Consider the following 13,278-nt stretch of genomic DNA (forward strand, 5'->3'; position numbering starts at 1 on the left):
AGGCGTTGCCGGGATCGTGAGGTAGGGCTCAGCCCAGCACCCGTGGATCGCCTGCCTGCCAACTGACCGATTGCCGGCGCAGGACGATCCGCCATCCCTCGGGGCGGTGCTCGACAACATCGTCGTAGGTGCCGGCGATGGTGAACAGCTCGGTCCGGCCGTCGATGCTCCGCACGTGCTGGGCGTGGAAATAGCTCGACACGGTCACCGTGTCGCCGTAGGAATCGAGGAGCGCCGAACCCACCAGATGCTGGCTGGCATCGAGCGGTTCGAGAGCCGTCGCGCAGGTTCCGGCGATCGCTGACGGTCCGGTCTCGGCCGGCAGTCCCGCGAACTCCATGGTCCCGTCCGGGGCGAACACCGACTCGAGACCGGTCCAGTCGTGACGATCAAGCGCGTGTGCATAACGCGAGGTCAGGGCGAGGATCTCTACTTTGTCGTCGGCGGTCAGTGAGGCGTGGGAAGTGGGCATAGTAGTGGCTCGTTCCGGTTCTCGTGGCTGATCGACTGGCATCAAAAGCAGCCGTTGACAGTGTGGTGAGGCTCACATAACGTAGCAGAAGCGAGTTCAATTCAACAGGAAGGAAGCGGACATGGTTGACAGCAGCCGCGAGGTCCGGGCGACCTCTGAGATGAAGATCCACGACGGGGTGGACAGCGACCAGCTCCGCTCGGTCGTCACGCAACTCGCCTCGAGTACGGAGGCCGAAGGCGATCACCTGTACGGGCACAACTTCTACGTCGACGATGCGGCGGGGATCCTCTTCGCTCACGAGCACTACCGGGACGCCGACGCGTTTCTGCAGCACCTCAAGGAGATGGACCAGGAGGTGGTGGGTGCGCTCATGTCGAAGGTCGACGTCCTCGACCTCCGGATCTACGGGTCCATCAACGACGAGCTCCGCGGGCTGCTCGAGGGGTTCGGCTCCGTCCGCACCTTCGACTACGTCGGCGGATTCACCAACCGGGGGGCGTGATCGTGACCACCGATTTCCAGTACGAGAAGTTCTTCGGTCTCGACGCGGAGCAGTTGAAGTGCCCGCACACCGCCTTCGAGGAGGTCCGGTCGGAATGTCCGGTCTCCCGTAGTGACGCCCTGGGCTTCTGGGTCGTGGCCGACCACGAGAACGCGCAGAAGGTGTTCAAGGACGCGAAGGTGTTCTCCACGAAGAAGATGCTCGGCGAGCAGGTGTCCGACGAGTGGCAGCGTCTGGTGGACCTGGCTTCCCAGCGTCCTGGCGCCAAGGAGGAGCTCGGTGAGGACTACGGCACGAGTGATCGGAAGGTGCTCCTGTTCGCCGACCCGCCGGAGCACGGACACCACCGCAAGCTGATCATGGGGGCGCTCACGCCCAACGCCCTGAAGTCCTGGGCTCCCAGGATTGAAGAGACCGCGGACATCTTCGTGGGCGGTATCACCGCCGGCGAGGAGGTCGAGTTCGTGGACGGGTTCGCGAACAAATACACGATGACCGTCATCGCCGACATTCTCGGATTCCCGCGGGACATGGTGCCGCAGATGCTCGACTGGACCGAGGGTTTCAACTCGATGGTCGGTAATCCGGACCAGACGGACGAACAGATCGAGGCGCTCGTCGACACCCGCTACGGATTTGACGTCTACTGCAACCGGCAGATCGACGACCGGATCGCCGCTCCGACGGAAGACCTGATCTCCCGGATTGTGAAGCTCAACGCCGACAGTGACGCACCGCTCGGCAGGGACGACCTGTTCCAGGTCATCCAACTGTCGATGGTGGGCGGAAGCGAGACCTCGGCGACCGCGCTGTCGAAGATGATCGAGTTCCTCGGCAAGAATCCCGAGATGTGGGCCGAGCTCAAGGCCGACACCGCGCGGATTCCCGCCTTCATGGAGGAGATGCTGCGGATGTACTCGCCGGTTCAGGGGTCGTTCCGTGGGGTCACGGAGGATGTCGAACTCGGCGGTCAGCAGCTCAAGGCCGGGGACATGCTCTGGGTGGGAATGGGCACGTCGAACCGTGACCCGAAGGTGTTCGACGACCCGGACCGGATGGACATCGACCGAGAGCGACTCGCCGCCACGCACGTGGCTTTCGGCGGGGGTCCGCACGTGTGCCCGGGGACCTCGCTGACGCGGATGGAGCTGCGGTTGATGCTCGAGAAGCTCATCACCGGCTTCTCTGGCGTCGAGCTGGTCGATTCCGATCCGGCATCCAAGCAGAGCTTCAACTTCTACGGACCTGCCGCACTGCCGGTCCGCTTCATCGCGTAACAGCCGCACGGCACCCGCGGCGCGCCCAGCGCGATCTTCGCGCCCGGATCGCTCAACGCCGATGGAGTGTCCCGTCGGCGCAGACACCACACGAAAGGACCTCACACCATGGTCAACGTCGAGAATCAGCCCGTATACCTGTTCGCCCTGTACCGCTGGTCGGGCACCTCGCCCGAGGAGTTCCGCGAGCACTACCTGGAGAAGCACGCCGACATCGGCAAGTCGATCCCAGGTGTGGCGTGGTGGCACACCTTCCTCAACAACAATCCGATGATGAACTGGGGGATCCCGGAGGGGGCGCCCAAGCCGGATGCATTCTCGATCATGGCCTTCGAGTCCGAGGAAGCACTGAAGAAGGCGCCGGAGAGCGAAGGGTGGGCAGCGGCCAACAGCGACAACACGGGCTTCGTCCAACACATCGACGTCTACGAGGTCTCGCGGGTCCAGCTCGTGTCCGAGAGCCTCTCTCAGTCGTAGTCGCAGCCGGGCCCAGGTGAGTCGGGCCCACGAGGGGGTCCGGGAGATTCTCCCGGGCCCCCTTCGACGTGTGTGTCCGTCCGAGAGGGGGTCGAGTGACACGCACCGAAGTGGACGTTCGTGTACTGCCTGCCGCATCAACCGTGTGACACGCCGAGCTGCACCGATTCATGAATGGGCTCAGTTTTACATTTGGCCTGCGCAAACGGCAGCGACGGGCGAGATATGAGGAAGTCAAAGTATTTGCCGAATGTGCCTTGCATCACTGTGTGGCCATGGTTACAGTGGTCCCTAATCAACTTCAGTTCAATTCGAAAGAGAGGCGCACGATGAGTGACGAACTGCGGAGCAAGAACCTGGAGCTGGTGCGGGCCTACACCGACGCGCTGAACAAGTGGGACATCGACACGATGCGTGAGATGTCTACCGAGGACGTCGTGTTCGAGCTCCCCTTCCGGCCGCCGACATTCGAGCGCGAAACGGCCGGCCGGGCGAACTACATGGAGGTGCTGGGGCAGGCCCGGGACCACATGATCGACGGTTCCGAGAACCTGCACGACATGACCCTGGACACGCTCGCGAGCGATCCGAACGTCGTGATCGCCACCTACAAGAGCGACATGACGCTCCGCAGCGGTACCCGGTACGCGAACGAGTACATCTCCCGCTTCGTGATCCGCGACGGCAAGGTGGCCCGCTTCGTCGAGTACTACGACTCGATCAAGCTCTTCACCGCCCTCGGCGGCTCGCTCGTCGAGGCCGGCGAGAACGAGCTGCTCCCCGAGGGGCTCAAGTCCTGACCCCGCTGCCGGCGTCGCCGGCGACCTCTCTCCCCGAACCCTCTCTACACCCCTAGGAGTACCTCTCATGGGTAAGGCCCTGCCTGATCCCGACGCCGTCGTCGCCGATCAGCCGAAGTGCCCCTTCGTCGACATGTGGTCCGACGAGTACAACGAGAACAACCTCGAGATCCTCAAGCACCTGCGCGAGGAGCACGATCTGGCGTTCCACAAGCAGGGGAACACAACCGTCCCGCTGGTGACGCGCTACAAGGACATGTGGAAGATCCAGCGTGACTGGCGGACCTTCCAGTCCGGACGTGCAGCCTCGCACCTCGCGGACCGACGCTACGACGATCCCAATGACACCCCGACGTTCATCCCGCTCGACACCGACCCCCCGGTGCACAGCGAGTGGCGTCAGATCATCGAGCCCCTCATGACCCTCAAGAAGATGGAGGCGCACTCCGAGATGATCGACGGGATCGCCGACGATCTGCTCAGCGGGCTCAGTGGGCGCACCCGGTTCAAGGTCATGAGCGAGTTCGTCCGACCGCTGCAGGCCAGGGCGATCTTCGCCGCGATCCTCGGGGTCCCGGCCGACAGTGACCGGATCATCCAGTTCTCCGAGTGGGCGCAGGACGCGCTGATCGTTCCCGAGCGGGCGGTCGAGGCGTTCGGAAAGCTGTCCGGCGCCCTCATGGAGATCCTCCAGGAGCGTCGTGCCAACCCCCGTGGCGACGACGACGTGGTGACCGTCCTCGCCAACTGCCGTCCCGGTGGTGAGGTTCCCGAGGACGGCGACCTGATCAAGATCATGATCGCGCTGACCCTCGGTGGGCTGGAGTCGACCGGCACCGTGCTCAGCGGAACGATCCACCACATGGCCACCCACCCCGACGACCTCAAGGAGCTCCAGGGCGACATGTCCCTGCTCGACGAGGCGATCGAGGAGGCGCTCCGACTTTTCGTCAACGTCACGCTCACGCAGCGGACGGTGACCAAGGAGACCACCCTCAACGGGTACGACCTCAAGCCCGGTGACAAGATCTGGAATCTTCCCGGATCGGCCAATCGTGACGAGACCGTGTTCCCGAACGGCGACGCCTGGGACGTCCACCGTGAGAACAAGCGGCACGTCTCGTTCGGCGCCGGAATCCACCGCTGTCTCGGGTCGAACCTCGCCCGCATCTTCCTCCGGGTGGCCTTCACGGCAGTCCTCACCCGGATGCCCGGTATCGCCCTGGTCCAGGGGCAGACCATCAAAACCCACTCGATGCCGACCCGCGGCTTGACCGAGTTCGAGGTCACCGTCGACGAGATCTCGCCTGCTGCCGCCGCCGGCTGACGCACCGGACGAGCACAGCGGGAACGACGCACTCCAGAAAGGACTCATCATGAAGGTGAAGATCGACCACGAATTCTGTGTCGGCCACGCGCGCTGCTTCGCGCTGGAGCCCGACTACATCGCCGAGGACGAGCGCGGACGCGGCGTCGTCCGTGAGGACGCGCCCGAGATGTCGGCCGAGACGGCGCGCCGCCTGGTCCGGGCCTGCCCGGAATCCGCGATCTCGATCGTGCGGGAATCCTGAGGCGACAATGACCATGGTTCAGGACCCTTTGCGCACCGGGATCGTCGACCCGGGCGAGGACGCGGGCGGAGACGCGACGATCGATGCGGTGGTCGAGCGCCGACGCGATCTCGCCGAGGGCGTCATCGAGCTCGTTATTCGAGCTGCCGATCGTAGTGATCTGCCCCGCTGGGAGCCCGGCGCCCATGTGGACATCGTCCTCGACGACGGTGAGATCCGGCAGTACTCACTATGTGGGGATCCGTCGGACCGCACTACGTACCGGGTGGCGATTCTGCTCGAGAATGAGGGGAGGGGAGGATCGCGGCGCATTCACGCCGATCTTCAGGCCGGGACGCCGCTGACCCTGAAGGGTCCGCGAAACCACTTCCCGCTCCATGATTCCCCTCGCTACCTGTTCATCGCGGGTGGGATCGGTGTGACGCCACTGATCCCCATGATGCGCGCGGTGGAGGCGGCCGGTGCCGAGTGGCGGTTCGTCTACGGCGGCCGGAATGAGTCGACGATGGGATATGTCGACGAGCTGCGAGAGATGGGCGACCGCGTCACGATCTGGCCCGAGGACGCGAACGGACTCATCGACCTCGACGGTCTCCTCGGAACCGCGGAGGAGGGCACGCTGGTCTACAGCTGTGGGCCCGAGCCCCTCCTGGCCGCGGTCGAGGAGCGGTGTGTGTCGTGGCCCAGCGGAGCATTGAATATCGAGCGGTTCACCGCTGTCGACATCGACACCTCTGCTGATACCGGCTTCGAGGTCGAACTGGCCCAGACCGGGATCACGGTCCAGGTGTCGGCCGAGCAGACGATCCTCGAGGTGGTCACCGACGCAGGTGTCTACGTTCCGACGTCGTGCACCGAAGGAACGTGTGGTTCCTGCGAGACCCCGATCCTCGAGGGGACCGCGGAGCATCGCGACGTCGTCCTGTCCCCGGAGGAGCAGGACGCCCAGGAAACGATGATGATCTGCGTCTCCCGGGCCTCCTGCCCGCGCCTCGTGTTGGATCTGTAGCACCGAGCGACATCGGCCGGCCGTCCTGGCATCACCCTTAATCACTCACATCAGGAGGAACAATGCTCCCCAGGAGCTACAGCGAGTTCTACATCGACGGACAGTGGCGGCCGACCGAATCGACCGAGAAGTTCACCGTCGTGTCCCCGTCCACCGGTGAGGCGATCGGCGAGGTCCCGCGCGCCACTCGCGCCGACATCGATGCCGCCGTCGAGGCGGCCCGTCGGGCGTTCTACGAGACCGACTGGGCCGACCGGCCTGTCGAGGAGCGCGCAGCGCTGTGTGAGGCACTCGCCACCCGGCTCTACGAGGTCAAGGACGAGATGGCCGAGCTGCTCGTGGACGAGCTCGGGTGCACCCGGATGCTCGCGGACGTCTACCAGGCGGTGGCTCCGACATTGCACTGGAACTACAACGCCGAGGTCGGACGGACGTATCCGTTTCAGGAAGTGCGCAAAGCGGACCTCGGGCCGCTCGCCGGAGGGTCCGCCGGCGGCATGATCATGCCTTACGAGACCCAGGCACTCGTGGTCAAGGAGCCGGTCGGGGTGGTGGCGACCATGGTCGCCTACAACTTCACCATGCCCGGGACGTCGCAGAAGGTCGCCCCGGCGATCGTGGCGGGCTGCACTGTGGTGGTCAAGGTTCCCGAGCCCAATCCGCTCGCGGTGTTCGCTCTCGGCCGGTTGATCGACGAGGTCGGATTCCCTCCCGGTGTGATCAACATCGTCGCCGCGGGCCCGGACGAGTCAGCTCACCTCGTGTCGCACCCCGACGTGGACATGGTCAGCTTCACCGGGTCAACCACCGTGGGGTCCCACATCGGCCGCGAGTGTGGATCGCTCATCCGCCCGGTGGTGTTGGAGCTCGGCGGGAAGTCCGCCGCGATCGTCCTCGACGACGCCGACCTCGACACCACCGTGCCGACCCTCCTGGGAGTCAGCGTGATTCCCAGTAGCGGGCAGAGCTGCGTGTGCCAGAGCCGCTTCCTGGTGTCCGAGGCGCGGCACGACGAGCTGGTGGAGCGACTGGTCACGGCCATGGCGGATATCAAGGTCGGCGACCCGCACGCCTCCGACACGGACATGGGGCCGCTGATCACCAAGGCACACCGCGAACGGGTGCTGGGGATGATCGAGCGAGCCGTCGAGCAGGGCGCGAAGGTCGCATTCGGTGGCGGCGTTCCCGAGGGGCTGGATGCCGGCTGGTATGTCGAGCCCACGCTGTTGGTCGACGTGACGCCGGACATGGAGATCGCACAGGAGGAGGTGTTCGGCCCGGTCGTCGCCGTGCTCAAGTACACCGACGAGGACGACGCGGTGCGGATCGCCAACGACAGCCGCTACGGTCTGGCGGGATCGGTCTACACGACTGATGTGGAGCGTGGATTCAAGCTTGCGCGGAAGGTGCGCACCGGCACCTTCTCAGTCAACTCCTTCTCGGCGGACTTCAACTCCCCGTTCGGCGGATTCAAGGAATCGGGCATCGGGCGTGAGCACGGAGTGGCCGGTCTGGAGGGTTACCTGATCCCCAAGACGATTTCGGTCGACCCGTCGATGTCCATCCCGGACTCTGTTGTCGAGCAGGCGGATGTCGTCACCACCGGCGCCCGCAAGGGGGCCTGAGCGAGGGGGCTGGTCAATCAGGCGGGAAGCGGGGCCCGGCCGGGTCGTGGCTCCCGCCGGCCAGCACACCGGGCCCGCCCGTCTCCTCGACTTTCCTCCACCCCTGTCGAGACGAGCGTTCCGCCAGCACCTGCCGACGGCAGATGCTGGCGGAACGCTCGTCTCATTGCCTGGGTGGCAAAGCAGGACGGTTGCGGCGATGGATGGGGGTCAGTTTCCGCTCGGCGCATGCCGCCGGAGCACCAGGTAGCCCAGCACGCCGGCCGCGACTGCGGTCGTCAGGAGGTACTTGGAACCGGTCAGGGCGGTCTGGTGGAGGAACCAGCTACCGATCCCGGACCAGCCGATGTCGCGCACGATCAGCAGCATCACCAAGGCCACCAGCGCGAGCAGGGCCACCAGGAGTGCCCAGAATCCCATCAGCGAGATGCGGCGGAACACCGCGGCGAACAGAAACGTCACGACCATCACCGCGAGCGAGAGTGAGCCGGCCAGGAGTCCGCCGCCCAGCAGGCCGTTGCTGCTCGTCATGAACGGCGAGTCGAATTGGTAGGCGTGGATGCCGAAGCCGTTCGTGACCCGCTCGATCCAGGCGGCCAGTGTGTAGGCGACCCCGACGCCGGCCGAGACCGCCGCGAACGCCAGGTAGGTGCCCAGCACGAATGTGCGTCGGCTGTAGCTCAGGGCCATCGCGAACGGCAGCGTGTGCGTGACCGTGTACGCAGCCAAGAAGGCGAGGGTCCACACCGCCGCCTGCGAGGCGCCGCCGTACATCGGATCCTCGGCGGCCACGCGGTCGCCCAGAGCGGCATGGATCCACAGCGTGATCTCGATCGACAGTGCCCACACCAGGACGAACACCATCGCCGGCACGAGGATCAGGTTGGTGGGGACGATGAAGTGCAGTCGGAACGCCGCCGGGATCCGGGCGACCCACGAAGGCGAGCGGGGTCGGTCGAGGCGCGGTGCGTCGAGGGTGGCGGCGGTCATGATGCGCTCTCCGGGTCGATGGTCGGATTCGGGGACGGTGTCGTCGTCGTTGGCGCAGTCGATCCCTCCGTAGCTCCTACTCCGTCGCCGACGGCGCCGGCAGTGACCGACGTCAGGTGCACGATCAGCTGCTGCAGTGAGACCGCGAGGACCTCGACGCCGCGGGCGCTGGCCCGCCGGAGTTCATGCTCCTCGAGCGCGCCCCACACGGTGGTGCGTGTCATGCGCCCCAGCGACTCGGTGTGCAGGACCTGCCGGAAGTCGGTGAGGTCGCGCACGGCGTCCGCGGGGCCGAGGAGGGTCACCGCCCGGCCGCGCAGCGTGTCGACCGGTTCGTCGAGCAGTATCCGCCCGCGGTCGATGAGGACCACGTTCTCGATGAGGTGCGCGATCTCGTCGATGAGGTGCGAGGAGAGGTCGATGGTGCGGGGGTGCTCGGCGTAGTCCTCGAGTAGCCGGTCGTAGAACAGCTGCCGGGCCACGGCATCCAGTCCCGTATAGGGCTCGTCGAAAAATGTCAGCTCCGCGCGGGAGGCGATCCCGATGATCACCGCCACCGCCGAGCGCTGCCCCCGCGACATCTTCTTGATGCGAGTCCTGCCCGGCACACTGAAGTCGCGGGCCAGTCGGTCGGCCAGGTGCTGGTCCCAGTGCGGATACGCCCTGGCGGCGGCCGCGAACGCGTGGCGGGCCATGGCGTCCTCGATGTACTTCTGGTCTTCGCGGACGAAGCAGATGTGCGGCAGGACCCGCTCGTTCTCGTGGGGGTGCTCGCCGAACACCGACACCTCGCCGCTGGTGGGCCAGTCCTGGCCGGACGCGACCGACATGAGTGAGGTCTTGCCGGCACCGTTGCGTCCGAGCAGACCATGGATGACGTCGGCCTCCAGTGACACGGTCACCGAGTCGAGCGCCGTGGCCGACTTGTGTCTGCGGGTGAGGTCGCGGACCTCGACGGCGTTACTCATCTACGCCTTCTCCTTCAGCTGGCTGTGGTCAGTGGTGGTGCGGATCAGCTCCACCACGTCCTCCGCGCTCAGCCCGAGGGTGCGGGCCTCGTCGAGCATGGGGGTGATGAAGTGATCCGCGAACCGTTGTTGTCTCTCGGCTCGCAGGAGCTCCCTGGCGCCGTCGGCGACGAACATCCCAAGACCTCTACGTTTGACGAGGATCCCGCGGTCTACCAGGAGGTTGACGCCTCTGGCAGCGGTCGCCGGGTTGATGCGGTGGAAGGCCGCGAGCTCATTGGTCGACGGGGCGCGCTCGCCCTCGGAGAGCGAGCCGTCGAGGACTGATGCCTCGACCTGGGTGGCGATCTGCACGAAAAGCGGTCTGCCGTCGTCCACTGACGTCACCCCTATAGTTGGCTGGTTAGTTACTCAACTAATGAACCATTTGACCGAAGGGGTGTCAAGGGCGGATCCGGAGTTGCTGACCGGGTCAGACGGAATCGGTTCAGCCGTCACTCCCGTACGTTCTGGCGGCTGCGGTCCTGGGGAAACGCTGACCGGAGTGACGGCTGAGTGGCCGTGGGGAGTGTGGCGGCCGCGTGACGGCTGAGTGGCGGCGGGCAGTGTGGCGACGGGCTGAGTGCGGCGGGCTGAGCGGAGGTCGAGTGCGGCGGGCCGACCGGCTTTGGAGGAGTTGCGAGCGACGGAGCGAAGGTCGCGGGAGACGGGGAGGCGCACCCGCGCGCCGGCGTCAGATCTTGCGCAGGCGCAGCCGTTGGATCGAGTGGTCCGAGTTCTTCCGCAACACCAGGGTCGCCCGCGGCCGCGTCGGCAGGATGTTCTCCACGAGATTCGGCCGGTTGATCGAGGTCCAGATCTCGCGCGCGGCGAGCCGGGCGGCCTTGTCGGACAGGTCGGCGTAGTGCGCGAAGTGCGAGTTCGGGTTGGAGAACGACGTCTTACGTAGGGAGAGGAATCGTTCGATGTACCACTGCTCGATGTCCTCGATGCGCGCGTCGACGTAGAGGGAGAAGTCGAACAGGTCCGAGACCATGAGCCGTGGCCCGGTCTGGAGGACATTGAGGCCCTCCACGATGAGAATGTCCGGACGCCGCACCTCGATGTGCTCGTTCGGCACGATGTCGTATTTGGTGTGCGAGTAGACGGGCGCCCGGACCAGCGGGGCGCCGGACTTCACCTCGGTGACGAACCGCAGCAGCGCACGCCGGTCGTAGGACTCGGGGTAGCCCTTGCGGTGCATGATCCCGCGCCGCTCGAGTTCGCGGTTGGGCAGGAGGAAGCCGTCGGTGGTGAGCAGGTCAACGCGGGGGTGGGAGTCCCACCGGGTGAGGAGCGCGCGAAGTACGCGAGCGGAGGTGGACTTGCCCACGGCCACAGATCCGGCGACCCCGATCACGAACGGCATCGGGGCGTCCGAGGCCTCGCCGAGGAACAGGTTGGTGGACTGGAACAAGCGTTGCCGCGCGGAGACCTGCAGGTGGATGAGGCGACTGAGCGGGAGGTAGATCTCCGCGATCTCGTCCAGGTCGAGATGGTCGCCGAGGCCGCGCAGGCCCTCGAGGTCCTGTTCGGAGAGCACCATCGGCATGGCCCGGCGCAACCGGCGCCAGCTGCGGCGGTCGAACTCCACGTACGGCGTGTAGTCGCCGGCATGTCTGCTCACAACACCCGATTGTGTCAGGTTCGTACGTGGTAGGGGACGTGAGGGGCCGGGGCACTAGAGTGGACGACGACGATGACGACGACGAGCCCTTCCGTCACCCGAGAAGTTTCGTCCACGGTGAACGCCAATGTGCGAGGAGCAGACATGAACGACCCGAACACCGACGTGTTCTCCGCATCCCTGTCCGACCTGGACCCCGAGGTCGCGGAGGCGATGGCCGGTGAGCTCGCCAGGCAGCGGGACACGCTCGAGATGATCGCGTCGGAGAACTTCGTGCCGCGCGCGGTGCTCCAGGCCCAGGGCTCGGTCCTGACCAACAAGTACGCCGAGGGATACCCGGGTCGCCGCTACTACGGTGGCTGTGAGCATGTCGACGTGGTGGAGAACCTGGCACGCGATCGCGCCAAGGAGGTCTTCGGCGCCAAGTACGCCAACGTGCAGCCGCACGCGGGCGCGCAGGCCAACGCCGCCGTGCTCATGGCGCTGGCGAAGCCGGGAGCGAAGATCATGGGCCTGTCGCTCGCCCACGGTGGCCACCTCACCCACGGCATGAAGCTCAACTTCTCGGGTCAGCTGTACGAGGTCGTCGCCTACGAGGTCGACCCGGAGACCATGCAGGTCAACATGGACACCGTCCGAGAGATGGCCCTGGCCGAGAAGCCGGATGTGCTCATCGCCGGCTGGTCCGCCTACCCGCGGACGCAGGATTTCGCGAAGTTCCGTGAGATCGCCGACGAGGTGGGCGCCAAGCTGTGGGTCGACATGGCGCACTTCGCGGGCCTGGTGGCCGCGGGACTGCACCCCAGCCCGGTGCCGCACGCGGACGTGGTGTCCACCACCGTCCACAAGACGCTGGGCGGCCCACGGTCGGGCATGATCCTCACCAACGATCTCGAGCTGTTCAAGAAGATCAACTCCAGCGTGTTCCCCGGGCAGCAGGGCGGCCCGCTCATGCACGCGGTCGCCGCCAAGGCCACGGCGATGAAGATCGCCGGCAGTGAGCAGTTCCGCGAGCGTCAGCAGCGCACACTCGAGGGTGCGAAGATGCTCGCCGAGCGCCTCACACAGCAGGACTGCAAGGACGCCGGTGTCGACGTGCTCACTGGTGGCACCGACGTGCACCTGGTTCTGGTGGACCTGCGCAACTCGGAGCTCGACGGTCAGCAGGCGGAGGACCTCCTCCACGAGGTCGGCATCACCGTCAACCGCAATGCGGTGCCGTTCGACCCGCGGCCGCCGATGGTCACCTCGGGCCTGCGGATCGGCACCCCGGCGCTCGCCACCCGCGGCTTCACCGCCGACGAGTTCCGCGAGGTCGCGGACATCATCGGTACAGCTCTGGCCGGGGGCAAGGACGCCGACGTCGCCGCGCTCCGTGACCGCGTCGCCGCGCTGGCCAAGGCCAAGCCGCTGTACGAGGGCCTGGAAGATTGGAAGATCCTGGGCTGAGCAGTCCGGTGAACGCGCGAAACCCCCCGCTGCACGCGGGGGGTTTCTGCTTCCCTGGGTTCCAGCTTTGAGCGGTGCTGGCTGTGAGGGGGCCCAGCTCTGAGCGGGGTCTACTCGGTGAAGCGGACCTTGGGCGTGCGGCAGATGAGGAGGCGGCGGACCTTGTCACCGTCGACCAGCTGGGCGGTCGCGTTGAAGCTCGCCTCGAACTCGCCGTCGCGTCGGGTCTCGCCGAGACAAAGCTCAGTGTCGCCGACACGTGCACCGGAGAGGATGTGATGGGTCAGAACGCTCTTCTCGCGCTGCTCGAGGTAGATCACCAGGCCGGCACGGTCTCCGTAGAACTCGGCCGCGGAGTCCCCTTTCGAGAACTGGATGGACAGCTCGAAATCGTCGGTGATGTGGTTCAGGACCCGGTCGGGGTCGTCCGAGTCCATGATCTCGAACCAGGCGTGTAACAGCGGGGTGG

At 66.0% G+C, this 13,278-nt stretch carries 15 protein-coding genes; 9 read left to right on the forward strand and 6 right to left on the reverse strand.

The genetic code is table 11. The features are described from left to right. Nucleotides 1-28: 28 nt before the first annotated feature. On the reverse strand, nt 29-472 hold the full coding sequence (locus tag OPF83_RS08800; protein ID WP_264887015.1) for a nuclear transport factor 2 family protein: 444 nt from the start codon (nt 470-472) through the stop codon (nt 29-31). 121 nt (nt 473-593) lie between these two features. Here OPF83_RS08800 and OPF83_RS08805 point away from each other — a divergent pair, with 121 nt between their 5' ends. From OPF83_RS08805 to OPF83_RS08840, 8 genes are all read left to right on the forward strand, one after another. Beyond that, nucleotides 594-977, forward strand: coding sequence for a hypothetical protein (locus OPF83_RS08805; RefSeq protein ID WP_264887017.1), 384 nt, complete (start codon nt 594-596; stop codon nt 975-977). Nucleotides 978-979: 2 nt separating this feature from the next. Then, nucleotides 980-2,254 carry a cytochrome P450 gene (locus tag OPF83_RS08810; RefSeq protein ID WP_264887019.1) on the forward strand — a complete coding sequence of 425 codons (1,275 nt, stop codon included), beginning with the start codon at nt 980-982 and terminating at the stop codon, nt 2,252-2,254. 108 nt (nt 2,255-2,362) lie between these two features. Next, nucleotides 2,363-2,731: an EthD domain-containing protein gene (locus OPF83_RS08815; protein ID WP_264887020.1), complete on the forward strand. Its 369-nt coding sequence runs from the start codon at nt 2,363-2,365 to the stop codon at nt 2,729-2,731. Between the two features lie 329 nt (nt 2,732-3,060). Then, nucleotides 3,061-3,531, forward strand: a complete 471-nt coding sequence (locus tag OPF83_RS08820; protein ID WP_264887021.1) for a nuclear transport factor 2 family protein — start codon at nt 3,061-3,063, stop codon at nt 3,529-3,531. Between the two features lie 67 nt (nt 3,532-3,598). Beyond that, nucleotides 3,599-4,858 (forward strand): cytochrome P450, encoded by a 1,260-nt coding sequence (locus tag OPF83_RS08825; RefSeq protein ID WP_264887022.1) that lies wholly within the window; start codon nt 3,599-3,601, stop codon nt 4,856-4,858. Nucleotides 4,859-4,907: 49 nt separating this feature from the next. Beyond that, nucleotides 4,908-5,102, forward strand: coding sequence for a ferredoxin (locus OPF83_RS08830; protein ID WP_264887023.1), 195 nt, complete (start codon nt 4,908-4,910; stop codon nt 5,100-5,102). Nucleotides 5,103-5,109: 7 nt separating this feature from the next. Continuing rightward, entirely contained in the window at nt 5,110-6,111 is a 1,002-nt protein-coding gene (locus OPF83_RS08835) for a PDR/VanB family oxidoreductase (RefSeq protein ID WP_264887025.1), read from the forward strand. 62 nt (nt 6,112-6,173) lie between these two features. Next, the gene (locus OPF83_RS08840) at nt 6,174-7,736 is read left to right on the forward strand and encodes an aldehyde dehydrogenase (protein ID WP_264887027.1); all 1,563 of its coding nucleotides are present in this window, start codon (nt 6,174-6,176) and stop codon (nt 7,734-7,736) included. A gap of 210 nt (nt 7,737-7,946) precedes the next feature. On the opposite strand, the gene OPF83_RS08845 is transcribed toward OPF83_RS08840, so the two are convergent. From OPF83_RS08845 to coaA, 4 genes are all read right to left on the reverse strand, one after another. After that, on the reverse strand, nt 7,947-8,726 hold the full coding sequence (locus OPF83_RS08845) for a hypothetical protein (protein WP_264887029.1): 780 nt from the start codon (nt 8,724-8,726) through the stop codon (nt 7,947-7,949). Continuing rightward, nucleotides 8,723-9,694 carry an ATP-binding cassette domain-containing protein gene (locus OPF83_RS08850; RefSeq protein ID WP_264887031.1) on the reverse strand — a complete coding sequence of 324 codons (972 nt, stop codon included), beginning with the start codon at nt 9,692-9,694 and terminating at the stop codon, nt 8,723-8,725. Before OPF83_RS08850 ends, OPF83_RS08845 begins: the two co-directional genes overlap by 4 nt. Next, complete coding sequence (locus OPF83_RS08855) at nt 9,695-10,072, reverse strand: GntR family transcriptional regulator (protein WP_264887033.1); 378 nt, start codon at nt 10,070-10,072, stop codon at nt 9,695-9,697. Between the two features lie 355 nt (nt 10,073-10,427). Then, nucleotides 10,428-11,360 (reverse strand): type I pantothenate kinase, encoded by a 933-nt coding sequence (gene coaA / locus OPF83_RS08860; RefSeq protein WP_264887035.1) that lies wholly within the window; start codon nt 11,358-11,360, stop codon nt 10,428-10,430. A 144-nt stretch (nt 11,361-11,504) separates the two neighbouring features. Between coaA and glyA the strand changes: the two genes are divergently transcribed. Next, nucleotides 11,505-12,809, forward strand: coding sequence for a serine hydroxymethyltransferase (gene glyA, locus OPF83_RS08865; protein ID WP_264887036.1), 1,305 nt, complete (start codon nt 11,505-11,507; stop codon nt 12,807-12,809). Nucleotides 12,810-12,919: 110 nt separating this feature from the next. Here the strand turns inward: glyA and OPF83_RS08870 are convergent, their stop codons facing one another. Continuing rightward, entirely contained in the window at nt 12,920-13,246 is a 327-nt protein-coding gene (locus OPF83_RS08870; protein WP_264887173.1) for a hypothetical protein, read from the reverse strand. Between the last annotated feature and the right edge of the window lie 32 nt (nt 13,247-13,278).

The sequence above is a fragment of the Dietzia sp. NCCP-2495 genome (assembly GCF_026011735.1).
GTDB lineage: Bacteria > Actinomycetota > Actinomycetes > Mycobacteriales > Mycobacteriaceae > Dietzia.